The 15,018-nt window shown below is 48.8% G+C and carries 11 protein-coding genes, 1 pseudogene and 1 riboswitch; of the genes and pseudogenes, 2 read left to right on the top strand and 10 right to left on the bottom strand.

Going from position 1 to position 15,018, the window contains the following annotated elements; all coding sequences use genetic code 11:
- The 8 genes and pseudogenes from Q0K92_RS09285 to Q0K92_RS09250 all read right to left on the bottom strand — a co-directional run.
- Window positions 1–219: pseudogene (locus tag Q0K92_RS09285) on the bottom strand (cobyric acid synthase CobQ); the annotation flags it as partial.
- A 69-nt stretch (window positions 220–288) separates the two neighbouring features.
- Window positions 289–951 carry a 5,6-dimethylbenzimidazole synthase gene (gene bluB / locus Q0K92_RS09280; protein ID WP_297325525.1) on the bottom strand — a complete coding sequence of 221 codons (663 nt, stop codon included), beginning with the start codon at window positions 949–951 and terminating at the stop codon, window positions 289–291.
- Between the two features lie 4 nt (window positions 952–955).
- Window positions 956–1,561 (bottom strand): cob(I)yrinic acid a,c-diamide adenosyltransferase, encoded by a 606-nt coding sequence (cobO, locus tag Q0K92_RS09275; RefSeq protein ID WP_297325524.1) that lies wholly within the window; start codon window positions 1,559–1,561, stop codon window positions 956–958.
- A gap of 4 nt (window positions 1,562–1,565) precedes the next feature.
- On the bottom strand, window positions 1,566–2,147 hold the full coding sequence (locus Q0K92_RS09270) for a hypothetical protein (protein ID WP_297325523.1): 582 nt from the start codon (window positions 2,145–2,147) through the stop codon (window positions 1,566–1,568).
- Between the two features lie 15 nt (window positions 2,148–2,162).
- On the bottom strand, window positions 2,163–4,025 hold the full coding sequence (gene btuB, locus Q0K92_RS09265) for a TonB-dependent vitamin B12 receptor (protein WP_297325522.1): 1,863 nt from the start codon (window positions 4,023–4,025) through the stop codon (window positions 2,163–2,165).
- 141 nt (window positions 4,026–4,166) lie between these two features.
- Window positions 4,167–4,385: riboswitch (cobalamin riboswitch) on the bottom strand.
- 167 nt (window positions 4,386–4,552) lie between these two features.
- On the bottom strand, window positions 4,553–6,271 hold the full coding sequence (locus Q0K92_RS09260) for a PQQ-dependent sugar dehydrogenase (RefSeq protein WP_297325521.1): 1,719 nt from the start codon (window positions 6,269–6,271) through the stop codon (window positions 4,553–4,555).
- 619 nt (window positions 6,272–6,890) lie between these two features.
- Entirely contained in the window at window positions 6,891–8,135 is a 1,245-nt protein-coding gene (locus Q0K92_RS09255) for an HDOD domain-containing protein (protein ID WP_297325520.1), read from the bottom strand.
- A 251-nt stretch (window positions 8,136–8,386) separates the two neighbouring features.
- Entirely contained in the window at window positions 8,387–9,934 is a 1,548-nt protein-coding gene (locus Q0K92_RS09250) for an APC family permease (protein WP_297325519.1), read from the bottom strand.
- Window positions 9,935–10,157: 223 nt separating this feature from the next.
- Between Q0K92_RS09250 and Q0K92_RS09245 the strand changes: the two genes are divergently transcribed.
- Entirely contained in the window at window positions 10,158–10,538 is a 381-nt protein-coding gene (locus Q0K92_RS09245) for a rhodanese-like domain-containing protein (protein WP_297325518.1), read from the top strand.
- A 125-nt stretch (window positions 10,539–10,663) separates the two neighbouring features.
- Here Q0K92_RS09245 and Q0K92_RS09240 read toward each other — a convergent pair whose 3' ends face one another.
- On the bottom strand, window positions 10,664–11,212 hold the full coding sequence (locus Q0K92_RS09240; RefSeq protein ID WP_297325517.1) for a PEP-CTERM sorting domain-containing protein: 549 nt from the start codon (window positions 11,210–11,212) through the stop codon (window positions 10,664–10,666).
- Between the two features lie 485 nt (window positions 11,213–11,697).
- Here Q0K92_RS09240 and Q0K92_RS09235 point away from each other — a divergent pair, with 485 nt between their 5' ends.
- The gene (locus Q0K92_RS09235; RefSeq protein ID WP_297325516.1) at window positions 11,698–13,395 is read left to right on the top strand and encodes a protein kinase; all 1,698 of its coding nucleotides are present in this window, start codon (window positions 11,698–11,700) and stop codon (window positions 13,393–13,395) included.
- A 10-nt stretch (window positions 13,396–13,405) separates the two neighbouring features.
- On the opposite strand, the gene Q0K92_RS09230 is transcribed toward Q0K92_RS09235, so the two are convergent.
- A complete protein-coding gene (locus Q0K92_RS09230) occupies window positions 13,406–14,944 on the bottom strand; it encodes a M10 family metallopeptidase (RefSeq protein WP_297325515.1) in 1,539 nt (512 codons plus the stop codon).
- Window positions 14,945–15,018: the final 74 nt, after the last annotated feature.

Here is a 15,018-nt window from a genome sequence, read left to right as displayed (position 1 = left end):
CGTGTGAGGTGCCAGCCCGGCAGCCAATGCCTGCACCGCTTGCGCACGGCCGATTTCTCCGCCATTGGCACTGACGACGCTGTTTAGTGCCATATTTTGCGGCTTGAATGGCGCCACATGAATACCCTGACGTGCCAGCCAGCGGCATAATGCGGTGACCAGCATACTTTTGCCGGCATCCGAAGTGGTGCCTTGAATCATCAGTGTCTGAGTGTTCATCGCATATGTTCTGTCAACAGCTGGAAGATCTGCGCTGGATTTGGACCAATGCACGAGTCAGGATAATGCTCATTCCGGAGAAATTGTGTTATTCCAGTGATTGTGAAATATTAATTCCTGCAGGGGCCGCTCTTCCGCCCAGCCTTGCAGTTTTAACATCGGCGCAGGATAGAAGGCCTCGACATGACCCAGACACAAAATGGCAACCGGCTTGCTGCCTATGGGCATATTGAGCAATTGCGCCAGTTGCGCAGGATCAAACAATGACACCCAGCCCATGCCCAGTCCCTCAGCGCGTGCGGTTAACCAAAGATTCTGAATGGCACAAGCGACTGAAGCCAGATCCATTTCAGGCAGCGTGCGGCGGCCAAAGATGTGTTGCTCACGCTGATCGGTTAATGCGGCTACCAATAGTTCGCCACATTCCAGGATGCCATCGACTTTCAGGCGCATGAATTCATCCGCTCGCTCCGCCAGTGCAGCGGCAGTGCGGTGCCGTTCTGCTTCCACCAAGGATGCGATGGTGCTACGCAACTGCGTATCGGTGATGCGGATGAATCGCCATGGTTGCATCAAACCGACACTGGGAGCCTGGTGTGCGGCGGTGAGCAGGCGTCGCAGCACGATGGGATCAACCGGATCAGGAAGAAAGTGGCGCATGTCACGGCGCTCGGCGATGACACGGTAAATGGTAGCGCGTTCTGTATCACTGAAGCGATGGTGATTGCTCATGGTGTTACAGGTCGATGCCTTTCTGTGCCTGGATACCGGCGCGAAAGGCGTGCTTGATGTCGGTCATTTCAGTGACGGTATCTGCGGCTTCACAAAGCGCATCGGGTGCGCCGCGTCCGGTAATCACGACATGCTGCATGGGCGGGCGGTTCTTGAGATCACTCAACACTGCGGTTAAATCCAGCCAGCCGAACTTGAGCGGATAGGTCAGTTCATCGAGTACGATCAGATGAAGTGACGGGTCGCGCAGCATTTCCTGCACAATCGCCCAGCCGCGCTGGGCTGTTTCCGTGTCGCGTTCCAGATTCTGGGTGTCCCAGGTGAAACCTTCACCCAGAACGTGCCAGATTACATTTTCCTGCTTACGGAAAAAAGCTTCTTCGCCGGTATCCGAACGGCCTTTGATAAATTGTGCGACGCCTACGTGCATGCCATGGCCCAGTGCCCGTGCAATCATGCCAAATGCCGAGCTGGATTTGCCCTTGCCATTGCCGGTGTGAACCAATATTAAACCCTGTTCACGATCAGCTTGCGCAATAGCAGCGTCCACCACTTCTTTTTTGCGTTGCATGCGAGTGCGATGGCGCTGTGCGCGCTCGGAATCAACCATGTTGTTATCCCGTTGTGGTGTTGCGTGAATTAAACTGCTGAATAATCAATGCAAATAGCGCATGGATCACGATGGCAATACCGATATAAAATACGAAGGTTTCGATATACAGCGGGAAGTATTTGATCAGTTGTTCGCCGAATTCGCTCAAGGTTGTTTCTGCAATACGACCGGAGAAGAAATAAAATCCCCCGCTGGAGAATAATTCGCACAGTGTTAAGCCTGCCATGATGCTGAGAGAAAGTGGTATTGCAGTGCGCCAGGTGAATTGGTATTGCTTGGCATACCAGCGGCCAGCCAGCCATAAGGAAGCATAAGCCGGTAACAGGAACACATAAGCCGGTGTCAAGCAGTAATCACTGACGCCACCCCAAGTGTAGGCTGCAAAATCCAGCCACCAGCTCAATGCAAAGAAACCTAACAATGGCCATGCTGAACGTAAATAGATGCCAACCAGAAAGAAAATTGCCCAGGAAGCATCTGCCAGATTATGCACGGATGCAAAGTGATGACTGCGGGTGAGAACCATCAATAATACCAGCAGTAATGCAATCGCCATCTGATTGCGAGTGGATAAAATCAACATAGTGTGAACTCCTTGTTAGGGTTGATAACGTACCATGGCAATGAAATTCCGCCCTGGTTGATTGAAGAATGCAGCTGTTTCATAGCGTTCATTAAATAAATTTTCGATGCGTCCCTGCAGGCGCCAATGCTTGTTCAAAATATATTCGGCGCGTAAATCAAATTTGACGTAACTGTCCAGCTTGCGCGTATTGGCCAGATCATCAAAACGTTCGCCTTCCACTAGCAACATGACACCGAGCATATAATGTTGACCGAATTGACGATTGGCATCCAGCCGAAACGATTGTTCAGCACGCCGCGCCAGTATATTACCTCGATTTGGTCCGGATGAACGATTTTCAGGGTCAAGAAGTGTCAAATTGCCGTTGAGTTGCCAACCTTTGATTTGTGTACTGAGCATACCTTCAAATCCGCGGATGCGCGCCTGGTCAATATTTCTGACGAAGGGGCCGGGTGGTTTGGCGTTGGCATCAAAGGCAATCAGGTCATCAATACGGGTTTCATAAACATTTAACGACCAATTACCCCAATCCGCCTTGCCGCGTGTGCCGAATTCATAACTGAGCGAATCTTCCGGACGCAAATTGGGGTTGCCGCTAAAGAAGGAAGAACTGGGGAAATACAAGTCATTGAATGTGGGGGCTTTAAAAGCGGTGCCGAAACTGGCCAGCAGGCGGATATTTTCAGTGATCGGATAACCCCAGCCAACGCCGCCTGTCACCCGGCTGCCAAATTGCTGGTTGTCATCATGCCGTACGGATAGCTGAATATCATGTTTGGCGAGCGTTGCCTGATGTTGGGCAAAAACGCCCCAGTTGGTGCGCGAATGTACCGTAAAAGCCTCGGTCGTTTTAACATGATCTTTCTGATAATCCATGCCGATGGTCAATAAATGATTGGGCTTCAGGGTGAAATCATTCAGTACGGAAATGGTATCGCGGGCGGTATTAAACCGGCTAAAGAAAGCAGTGCCGAGAAAATTGTCCGAGTCTTCCCGGCTGCGGCCGCCAATCAGATTGATGCGCCAGAAATCCGTAGGGGAATATCGTGCGGTGCCGCCGATGACTTGTTGCATCAGAACGGCTTTATTGGTAAAACTGCCATCGAACTCGGTTTTTCCGGAGGATTGCATGAAATTACCATCGATTTCCAATCCATTCTGAAACCGGTAGCCCGCGCGCATGCTGCCCGCCACATTGCGATAACCATCCCGGTCAGGCTCATTGGTAAAGCAACCCGCAGTGTCAGAACCAGTACAGGCATTGAATCCCCTCGTACCGATACCGCTGGCCGTCATATTGAGCCAGCCTTGCTTCCATCCGCGTGACAGACCCACGGAACCTTCCAACGTGCCGAAGCTGCCGCCGCCAAAATTAAAACTCGGCTTGAGCCCTCCGCTGGTGTCACCTTTGCGCGTAAAAATATGGATGACACCACCAATCGCTTCCGAGCCATATAAACTGGAGCGGGGGCCGCGCACGATTTCGATGCGATCTATCTGATCAATGGGAATGTTTTCAAACGCTGTCGTGCCCGATGTGGCCGAACCGACCTTGATGTTATCAATCATTACCAGAACATGGGAGGATTCGGTGCCGCGCATGAAAACCGCTGTATTTTTGCCTGCTCCGCCACTGTTGGCGATGCTCACCCCGGGTACGCCGAGCAACAAATCCTGAATCGAGCGGGCCTGCTGGCGCTCGATATCCTTGCGCGTAATGACTGTTACCGAGGCCAGCGAAGATTCGGCAGTTTGTGCCGTGCGTGTTGCCGTGACAATCACAGGTTTCTCTTGATGATCCGCATTGGCTGCGAATACAGTTGTGGTTGTGCCAAGCCATAGCACAGCCAGTGCCGGGAAACGGCATTTTTGCATGATCTGATTCCTTCGCGCACACCCGCGCGTTGATAAATTCAATAATTAAGGAATGCAGAAGGGAAATTCAAGAATGGACAAACGGACCAGCCTGGAAAATAAAAGCCGGTCAAAATGCCACTGATTGCCCTCCGCAATACCTTAGTAGTATTCACTTCGGGCCGGTCTCCGGACTCATGAGCGGAATAAATTCCAGATTTGCGCCTTCCCGTGTTGTGACACAGTGGCATGATGCAGATCGTTTACTCATTTACCGTTGCGGGGGCAGTGCTGGCATTGCCTGAATTCAATCAGAACGCACCAGCTTCCCGTTTAACCTTCAAGAAGAAACTTGAAGGCACCTGAAAAGTGAGGACGAAACTTACATGACTTTGAGCAATTGTGTCAAGAAATTGCTTGCTTGCTGAGATCTTCAGCTTTTAGGGGAGCAGCATACTGTTCGCCGCTTCTGGCAAGAAAAAACCAGAAGCGAGCGGATTAATAACTGTCACATGAGTACAGTTGCATTGAGAATTTGATGGATAATTTTATTTCACCAGCGTTGCTTGTTTTAATTCAAACGTTAAAGTCGGCAAATCGGATACCTGTTGCAATTCAGCGGTATAGGTGAATACCTGGCCGTTGGCATCAGAGACATTGGTAAATGGTAGAGTGAGTTTGCCCGTAGCTTGATTGAAGTTGGCATTATCGTCACCAAACTGATCCGCTAACTTTTCTGCCTGGACTACTTCAAGCCGCAGTGGCTCACTATCTGGAACGGCCTGCAGGCGGGCGCGGTAAATACTGCTATCGCCGTTATCGAATACAACATTGACTGCGGGTATTTCGAGGATAGTAGAATCAAAACTGGCATTGGAAACCAGTTTGTATACTGCACCGGTTGTTCCGAAAGGAGTGCCCGTTGTGTTGCCGAGCACATAGAGTTCGCCATCGCCATCCTGCCCGAAACCCAATACCCAGAAGCCAGGTTGATCCTGCACGGTCAGATCCAATTCCAGGATTTTGCTGCCATCCGAATAAAATAATCGGCCATCGCCTTTACCAGTCTTGGCGACATCTCCAAATAGATATTTTTCCTGCAAGGCAGGGATGGCATTGCCACGATAAATAAATCCACCGATGATGGCAGTGCCTTCATCGTGATCATATTGCACGACCGGATCGATGAAATTGCCATCAACCATGCCATCGGTGACAAACCCTGGATCGTTGCCGTTGGGTTCAAAGCGAAAACTGCCTTCTTTCAATCCCCAGCCGTAATTGCCACCTGCTTGAATCAGATTAACTTCTTCAATATCGTTTTGCCCGACATCAGCGAGTACAAGCGCACCTGTTTTGGAATCAAAGGAGAAGCGGAATGGATTGCGCAGACCGTACGCATAAATTTCGTGAAGTGCTGTATCCGAGCTAATAAAAGGATTGTCACTCGGGATACCGTATTTTCCATTGCCGGCATTATTTCCTGTCGGATCAATTCGTAACAAACTGCCGAGGGGATTGCGGAGATTCTGACCGTTGCCATCGGTACCATGACCGATGATCGGACCACCAATAAAATCCTGGCCATCGCGGTCATCGGCACCGCCGCCATCGCCGAATGCGATATACAATAGGTTGTCCGGGCCAAAATTAAGCGCTCCGCCATTGTGATTGAATTGCGGTTGATCCACAGTCATTAATACGCGGACTTCTACTACCGTTGCTGGAGAACTGGTGGAAGCTAACCGCCATTCTCTGATGACCGAACGGTGATTGGGGCTGGCGCCCGCCGGGATGGTGGAAAAATCACTGCTGTCTTCCGCAGGCTCTGAGGTATAGGTATACAGCAGACCGTTTTCAACGTACTGAGGATGAAAAGCAAACCCGAGAAATCCTCGCTCATCAAACGAATCACTGCCGAAAGCTCCCAACGGCACTAACCGATCGGAGAGGTCCAGGAAAACTTCTTTATTGCCACTCACTAAGTTGATGCGCCACAATTTTCCGTTTTGATCACCAGTGTATAAATGGTCAGGATCACTGGGTATGGAAACCGCCCAATTGGGCGCAGTCAGACCGCTGGCTATCTGTTTCAATCGCAGTCGAATCGAGCCTTTTTGAATCGGCGCTGGAATCGGATCATTCAACTGTTGACCTACTGTGGAAGCTGCTAAATTTCCCGGGGGTGTTGAGTCAGCATTAATTTCCGTGCCATTGGTCGCAATAGTTAGCAACAATAAAGACAACACTGGGTAATGAAATTTCATTTTGATACCTCCTGATAGTGAAATTTAACTTTTCAGATTCAATTTCTCATCTTTTCAGATAACAATATGAGTCGGGGGTTTCTGATTGATTCCTTTTTGCTGTGTTGTAATACGCTCTGCCATCAATCAAAGCCGTTGAAAAATTATCTGCGTTACCGCTACGGAGTTAAGAACAGCTTCAACATGCTCATTTTACGCATAAACTGCGCTTTCTTGCCTGTTTTTACCTGGTATCGGTTGCCTCAAAAATATTTCTTAACGGCCTGTTAGCGATTCGTCTTTTTGTTGTTTGGTTACAGCATACCGTAATTGCCCCGGATATGATCGTTCCATTACCCTTTTTCGGTAATAAGGATTAATGTTTGCTAGGGAAACTCTGAATAACTGTCATTTCGAGCGCAGCGAGAAATCTATGGCATTGATTCACAAAGATTCCTCACTTTGTTCGGAATGACAAACATGAATTATTCAGAGTTTCCCTAGGTTGCAGTTGTGAAGAAACGTACGTGTTTAAGTACGTTCAATGATAGATCAGTCAGTGATCAAGTTTGACGGTTTGCAGTTAAGCGATTGCATGAATTTCGATCCAATCAGAGTATTAATTCTAGTTGGAGTTTTTTTATTCAGATTGGTTGACGGTATCGCTAATGCGGTTTGCCCAAGCGGCAGCTTCCAGTTCCATTGCGGTGAATTCGGTGATGCTGAGAAAACCGATTTCCGACAATATTGCGGACACCTTGTCAAATTCACCTTTTTCATGGGCTTCAATCAATTGCAATTGACGTCCCAGATAGCCGCGGCGGGCCAGCAAGGCTTCGCTCATGTCTTTCTGGATACTGAGGGTTTCAACCAGTTTGGGCATTTCCACGCCTAACAAAGTATCCAACAAGGATAAAACACCGACCATAAAAGCGCGGTCCTGGTGATTCTTATCATGGGGACGATCCGCTGCCGCAATAAACTCCAGCAGCTTGCCGCGTGCAGCGGCGGTTTGCATTAATGCATCGGATGTACTACCGTCTCTTTGCTTGGCGGCATAGAGCAGTATTTGTATCCATCGTTGCAATTGTTTTCGGCCGAGTATCATGATGGCGCGTTTAATGGAGTTGATTTTGCTTGGCAAACCGCCTGCGGCTGAATTGACCATGCGCAGCAGGTTATAGCTTAAGCCGGGTTGGTATTTAAGTTCATTTTCAATGTCAGTCACTCCACTGTCTTTGACAACCAGTAATAACAGTTTCAACAGCGATAGTTTCGATGGATCAATACGTTTTCCCGAGATGATCTCTGGTTTGGCAAAATAAAAACCTTGCAGCATTTGAAAATTTAAAGCGACACAACGCCTGGCAGTTTCCCGATTTTCAACTTTTTCGGCTAACAATAAAACCGGCCAGTGTCTGAGTTCTTTGACGAGATTGATCAATGCGTTTTGACTCAATGCGTTCACATTGACTTTAACCACATTAATCAACGGCATGAGGTGGCTCAGCTGTTTGTTTAGCTGAACAATATTGGAAAGCGCTAACTGATAGCCTTTTTGTTTTAAAAATGAGCAACGGTGGATGATTTCATCATTGATTTCTACATTTCTTAGAATTTCCAGAACCACGTGTTTTTTGGGGAGCATGCAAATCGCATCGTTCATTAATAGTTGCGCATCCACTTTAATGAAGCCACGCCGTTTTCCGATCACATTTTCTATGCCTAACTGTCCGTAGGTGTCGATGATGACATTTGCGGAAGCTGCGGAATTATTGGTGACAGTGACGGTATCTTGCTGCTCGGAACGAAATAAGAGTTCGAATGCGACTAAATTTTGTTTACTGTCGAGAATCGGTAGCCTGCCAAGATAAACCTCATTCATGTTCTCTCCTATATGCGCGCTTAATTCATTTTGTACGCTTGTGGTTATCGTCCAAGATTGATTCAACTTGAGTTTTGGCGCGCAACGTGTTAGGAGCGCAGGAGCAGCACGGGGTGCGGTGCTGAATTTAATGTGCAATGCGGGGAATTAGATGCCAAAAAGGTTGTTTTTTTGAGAGAGGGGTACTGTGCCTGTATTGCTGCCTCAGGGCTTGGCGGGGTGTCGTGATTGCCGGTTTTTCCGGTGCCTGTTTATCGCTTGTCGGGGTGGGTGATGTTGTTGTTACGATGATTGGGCATCATATGCGCTCTTTCAAGCGGGAGCGTCTCGCCGCGAAAGAATTTGGGTTCACGCATATTCCACAGCACCATCAGCGGTATACCAATCAATAAAGTGACCACTCCAATCAGGAATACGGCGCCCACGCCGGCAATCGATCCACTGGAACCATAATTCGGATCCATCATATTCCATGCCTGGAGAATGCTCACCGCGATCAAAATGGCTGCAGCAATGGTCGGTAAAATCACTTGCGATAGCGCCGTGTGCCAGTGATTAAATGCGGTGCGGTGGAAATACAGGGCGCAAGATAGTGCCGCAATCGTGTAATAGGTGCATACCGCTATGCTGACGCTATGGATCGTATCCTTGACGATGGATTCGCTGATCAGGCTTAACGTGATGTAGATTGCCAATGTCATCAATCCAATGGCCCAGGTTGCAAACTTTGGTGTTTGCGTTGCCTCATTGACGGAAGAGAATCTGCGCGGGATCGCCCGGTATATTGCCATGGCCAGTGCAGCACGCGCTGCCGGCATGATGGTGGACAGGGTGGCTGAGAAAGCCGAAATTGCGATGATCAGCGCGGCAGCCAACGCACCGTTTGCGCCGATGGTATCGGTTGCCAGAGACGTGATAATCGAATCGATGTTGCCTTCGAATGTCAGGCTGGATTTATCCTGTACATCGATACCGGCGTATGCCAGCGCTGCGGTGGAGAAAACGACATACGTGACAACCGTGATGAACATGGCAATGATGCCGCTGCGCCCGGCTTGTTCAGCGCTGCCATCGGTTTCCTCAGACATTGCCAGCGCTGCATCAAATCCCCAGAATATGAATAATGCGATAAGAAATCCATTCAAGAAAGCATCGAATGAGGAAATCGCGAACGGGTTGAGCCATTCCAGCGAGAGCGGCTCGGCGGTGCTCACAGCATCCCCCTGCATGACGCGCATAAATAGGATTGCTGCGAGTGCGATGAGTCCGCCGTATTGAGTGATCGTTAAAATCATGGTGGTGCGCGAAGATTCTTCGGCACCGAGCGCTGTCAAGTAGGTCGTGATGAAGATGAACGACGTGGCGACTCCAAAGCGAAACCACACGGGCATTTCTTCCAGGTTAAAGATGATGGCGGTTGCGTTGACGATGATCTGGGTCGCGGCGACTCCCGCCAATATGCTGGCTAATAATAGCGCCCACCCGCCGAACCAGCCGAATCGAGGGCCGATGGCTTTGGTGCCCCAGGTGAAAACGGTACCGGAGTCCGGCGCAGAAGTGGTTAAATGTTTGTAGGACAACGCGACGAAGAACATCGGGATGACGGATAACAGAAATACGATCGGCAGCTGATAACCGCTCTCGAAAGCACCATACCCCAGTGCACCAGTGATCGAATACGCCGGAGCAGTCGCCGCCAGACCAATGGTGACCGCGGCCGATTTGGATACGGATCCCTTTTTCAATCCCTTGGCTTTTAGTCCATGCATTACCGCTTCTTCGTGCATCTGATACCTCATGTTCTTTGGGAATAGTAAAAAGAATCCTTTTTCTGTGCCGGAAAGTAGCAAAGATTGAGAGTGAAGTCAAAAACAGTACACGATAATCAAAATACCTGGCTACACGTTAATTTTTCAATGTGTTCAGGTATTGCATGATTTCGGTTCTTTTGACCGTATATGGGATCTTTGATACAGTCCAAACCAGCTTCTGACAGTGCCGATGAATGGATGAGGAGAACACATGCAACATAGTCCGGGATTTTTACGCTTAGTGGAACAAGCAAAACAGCGCATAAAGGAATGTAGCGCAGCTGATGTGCAGGCGAGATTGGCACGAGGCGAACGATTCCATTTTATCGATGTGCGGGAGGATCATGAGTTCTGGATAGATCACGCGGCCGGTGCTCGTCATCTGGGAAAAGGCATTATTGAACGCGATATCGAAACTGTGGTGCCCGATAAACAAGCATCCATCGTATTGTATTGCGGAGGAGGTTATCGCTCGGCTCTGGTGGCGGATGCGTTGCAGCAAATGGGTTATACCGATGTGATATCGATGGATGGCGGGATTAAAGCCTGGCGTGATGCCGGTTATCCGATTGAAAAAGACAAATCGATCTAGTAGGTCGCTGAATAGCTGTCTGCGTTGCCATTATGATGCTAGAAACAGGCTCAGCGTATTATTCATTGATTACACATAAGCTGCGCTTCGAGCTGATTTGGGAATGCTGACTTCTCTTGCAAACGTTAAGTGTTTTTATGACGACGCCGGACGCTGGCGCCCAATAAGGCAATCCCTAACAGCAATAGGGTATGCGTTTCCGGTTCCGGTATGGCTGCGGCGGTGTCAGGATGATAGGAAGAAAGTAGCGGTTGTTGTTGCGTCATCAGAGTGCCGTGGTCAGCGGGGCGGGGGTTGTTCATAAGCACCGTGAAATGCTTTTTTACCGACAAGATTCCTGGGATCAAGTAATCAGGCACGTGATTGTCATTGGAATTGATATCGACATTGTAGTTTGCGCTGCCGCCATAAAGAAAACCACTGCCGGTAAAAACGGTTGCCGAGCTGCTGTAATCGTTAGTGATACTTTTGCTATCCACTGTTTTGAATGAATTTGCTGTGATACCGATGTCATGCAATGCATCGCGGATGATGACATTAGGTAAACGTAACTGGGTGGTTTGCATGGTTTCACTGAAAGCGCTGAAATTACTATTTGCATAGCTACTCTTTGTGACGACAAATAGTGACGTCATGATGATAGAAAGCAATACATATTTTCGTGCTTTATTCATAGCTGATCCTTTTAAAATTTTCTACACCGTACGCGGGCAGAGTAGTATCGCGGTCTTATTTAACAGCCTGTGAATAATAAGAACATGCAACGGGAAACCCTTCATTGTCATTATTTTTGTAAAATTTAAAGGAAACGAGCGCGGTTGGGAATGTGACAAATTGCCGCGCGGCAATTTGTCGCGGCATTGATTCGCTGGCTTCACTCACATATTGTGTGCGTGTAATGGTGAGAGCACCAAAACCAGCGCTTGTTAATTTGGTTTTATCCAAATCAGAAAATACTGACTCATCACAATCTGAGTTGCTTTACACTATGAGACAGTAGTACATTTTTATCGGCTTTATTGCGCTAGACCGATGTTTGTCTACCAGTTAGCACGGGAGTAGAGTCTCTTCGTTGCTGGGTTTGCATCAAAGCAGAGCGCACATAACATCTTTCCGGATGTGAGATTTAATCGAGATTAGAGACAGGATACTCGCTATCATGACATACATACACAATCAAATGCTGCCTGCAGGCACTCAAATGGGTGTCTACGAAATCAAAGATGCCGCAAAAGTTGGCACTTTCGATATCACCTATCGTGCCTGGAATCACCATCTCAAGGAATGGGTAAAAATACAAGAGTATTTTCCGCATGATTTTGCCATTCGCGCAAGCGACGGGCTTGGTGTTGAAGTCAAATCAGCGGATGATAAAGAAAATTACGAGTATGGGTTAAAGGCATTTTTGGATCAGGCTGAAATTCTGACACAAATCGAGCATCCCAATATTGTGATCGCTGAGAATGTCTTGCAACTCAATGGAACAGCTTATTTGATTCTGGGTGTCCCCAAAAAAGGTGTATCGCTTCTCAAGCTAATCCAATCTCCGACTACATTTGACGAAACGGAACTCAAATTCATTCTGGTGTCGATCCTGGCTGCCTTGCAGAAAATACATGAACACAACATTGTGCATGGCGGTATTCAACCGGCGGCGATTGTTTTGGGTAAGGATGGAGAGCCGTTATTAACCGATTTCGCTGAAGCACGATTGGCTATCGCGGCACGCACGGCTCAGCTCGCTGACGAATTGGTCGCCGGTTATGCAGCGGTGGAACAGTATGAGCCGGCAAGAAAGCCCGGACCGGCAACCGATTTTTATGCACTGGGCGCAACGATGTATTATTGTATGACGCATCAGCAACCTGTTGTTGCGCAGAGCCGGATAATGCTTGTAGGTAAGGGCGAACCGGATCCGATGACTTTACTTTCCGGAACTAAGGGTGCCAGCTACAGTGCGGAATTATTGCAAGCGATCAACTGGATGTTGCAACCTGAATATAACCAACGGCCACAATCGGCAGCCGAGATACTGGCATTACTAAAATCAGATGCCGCCAATGATCAAGCAAGCGCTCTGACTCCGGAGCAAGCGACCGTAAATGCGGATGATCGTAATAAGAGCACGCTATGGGTCAATGTCATGGGCGGAATCGTTGCATTGGTGGTTTTTGGATTATGGTTTAATGAAAAACCTGCAGAAATAGTGGAAGATAAGTCAGGTGCAGTAACCGCTCAGCCTTTATTTCAGCGTAATCCCGGAAAATCAGCCGCAGCCATTGAACCGGAAACACAAAAGCAGCAATCTGTCGCTGCGGTTGTTGCCGAGCCGAATCAAGCATCCGGCGTAGATCAAATATCCGAGACCATCCAAGAAACGACGCATGCGGCTGAGCAACAGGCGGGCAGTGTATCTGTTCCACCGATTATCGAATCAGCGCTCAAGGATAAGACGACAATCGAGTCGGAACCTGACAGTGGTCAGCAATTAGCAAGGATTGATCAACCGCCGGCTCAATCCAAGCAGCCAAGTTTTCCAGAAAAACAGACTGATGCCGGATCCAACAGAAAGCACTTGGCCGCTGCTGAGAAAGCCATGAAAGCAGGGCGTCTCACTACACCATTACGAGATAACGCGCACAAATACTACCAAATGGTGCTTGCCACGGAACCGGATAACGCGCAAGCCCTCGCTGGCCTGCAGAAAATAGTTGGCCGGTATGTCCAGTTTATCGACAAGGCAAAAGCCGAAGGCAGATTCAATGATGCCAAACTCTATCTGCAAAGAGCTGAAGCTGTGTTGCCGGATGACCCTAAGCTACAGGGTATTCGGGCGGAATTGGCGACTGCTAAATAGCGCAGAATACTCAAACGAACCCAATGCCGGTCTGCATGAGTCCCGTCAGATTGATATTGCCGGCATTGGAATCGCTATCCGCAGCCAATACAGCCAGCGCACCGGTTGATATTTGACCGCTGTCGAGCAGCTTAACGTAAGGAGATTTCTCAGTTTCCGTGGGCGCGGATCCGAACAGATTGTCCCACAGCAGGGTGACAATCTCATCAGACGTTTTCAACCCTGTCGCATTGATCGCGAATTCTCCCAATTGCTCATAATTCATACCCTGATCCGCCTCAGTCAAGCCAATGCCGACATATTCCAGGTTGGCAATGGCAGCAGTGCCAAATACAGCGCCCAGTAGTTTGGCAACCTGGCCGGCGTGACCGTCCAGGTCCAATGCCAGTTTAATGTCACTGAACTCCAGGCGCTCAACAGCCGTCAGCGCATCCTGATTGCCCGAATTAGCATGATCGGTGATGGTGTAATCCGTAGCTGTTCTGTTCAACGTGTATTGATTGCGCTGTGATTCCACCACAACGATGTCGATGCCTGGACCGCCATCCAATGTATTGCTGCTGTTGTTTCCGATTAACACATCATCGCCTTGACCGGTCATGGCATTTTCAATGGTGACACCATCAGCGATCCACACATTGGGAATGGATGAACCCAGATCAACGCCATCAAACTGAACGTACACCGACTGGCCAATGAGCGATGCGCCTGTCGGATTCAAATCGATGAGGGTGGGGATTGCGCCGGTATACAGGATGGTATCAATTCCTCCTGCATCCCAAATGGTTTCATGGTAGGTGTTTGCATCGTCGTAGCTGTAGGTGTCGTTACCGGCATGGTAATTCATGTTGGCACCGTATACATATTGTATGGCGGCGATATCCAGCACCATCGGTGTGGTGGGGTGAAAGGAAAAGTCATTACCTTGATCACCTTGCAGGTTGGTATAGGTATAACTCATCAGAGTGTGCAGGGTGTTGTCCAGATCGGCAGGGAGCGTTGCCGCTGTTTTATTCTCAGGATCGAAAAAAGGATGCTTGAGGCCTAATGCATGGCCAATCTCATGCAAGATCGCCGCAAACGAAACAGTACCGGGATCCCATTCCTGGCGGTTAAGAAGACTTGATGTGTTGATCCAGATGTCACCCGCCCGGACACTGAAACCGGGCAGATAAGACCAAGCCAATGTACTCGTTTTGGGATCTTCGCTGTAGGCTGCGCGTATATCGCCTACTTCGTCAGTCGTTTCCGTTAATTTTATAAAATTTACATTGGCAACGTTAGCCCATTGCTGCAAGGCGTGCTCAAAGTTGATCTGGTCTGTGCTGGTGAGCGGTTTAGCGGCATTGCTCCATGGCTCGCCATCGCCGAATTGGAAGTCATAACCGAACCCAGGTTGAGTGGACCAGAGGAGAGGGCTATTACTGGTCGGAAAGCTATAGGAAATGGTTGAACTCGTCCAGCGCAAATCACCCAGCAAAGAATCAATCGCATTGACATTGGCCGGATGAATATCAGTCACACTGCTCGAGATAAATGGCGTGGTCATTGGGTGAATCCTGATAGTCGTTAAGTGCATGATCTGAATGCTGCATTAGCAACAGACCGAGTTTATGTTTCTAG

This window comes from Nitrosomonas sp. (genome assembly GCF_024282095.1).
Lineage (GTDB): Bacteria > Pseudomonadota > Gammaproteobacteria > Burkholderiales > Nitrosomonadaceae > Nitrosomonas.
The sequence above is the reverse complement of the archived record's forward strand: the minus strand, read 5'-3'. Positions and strand labels throughout refer to the sequence as shown.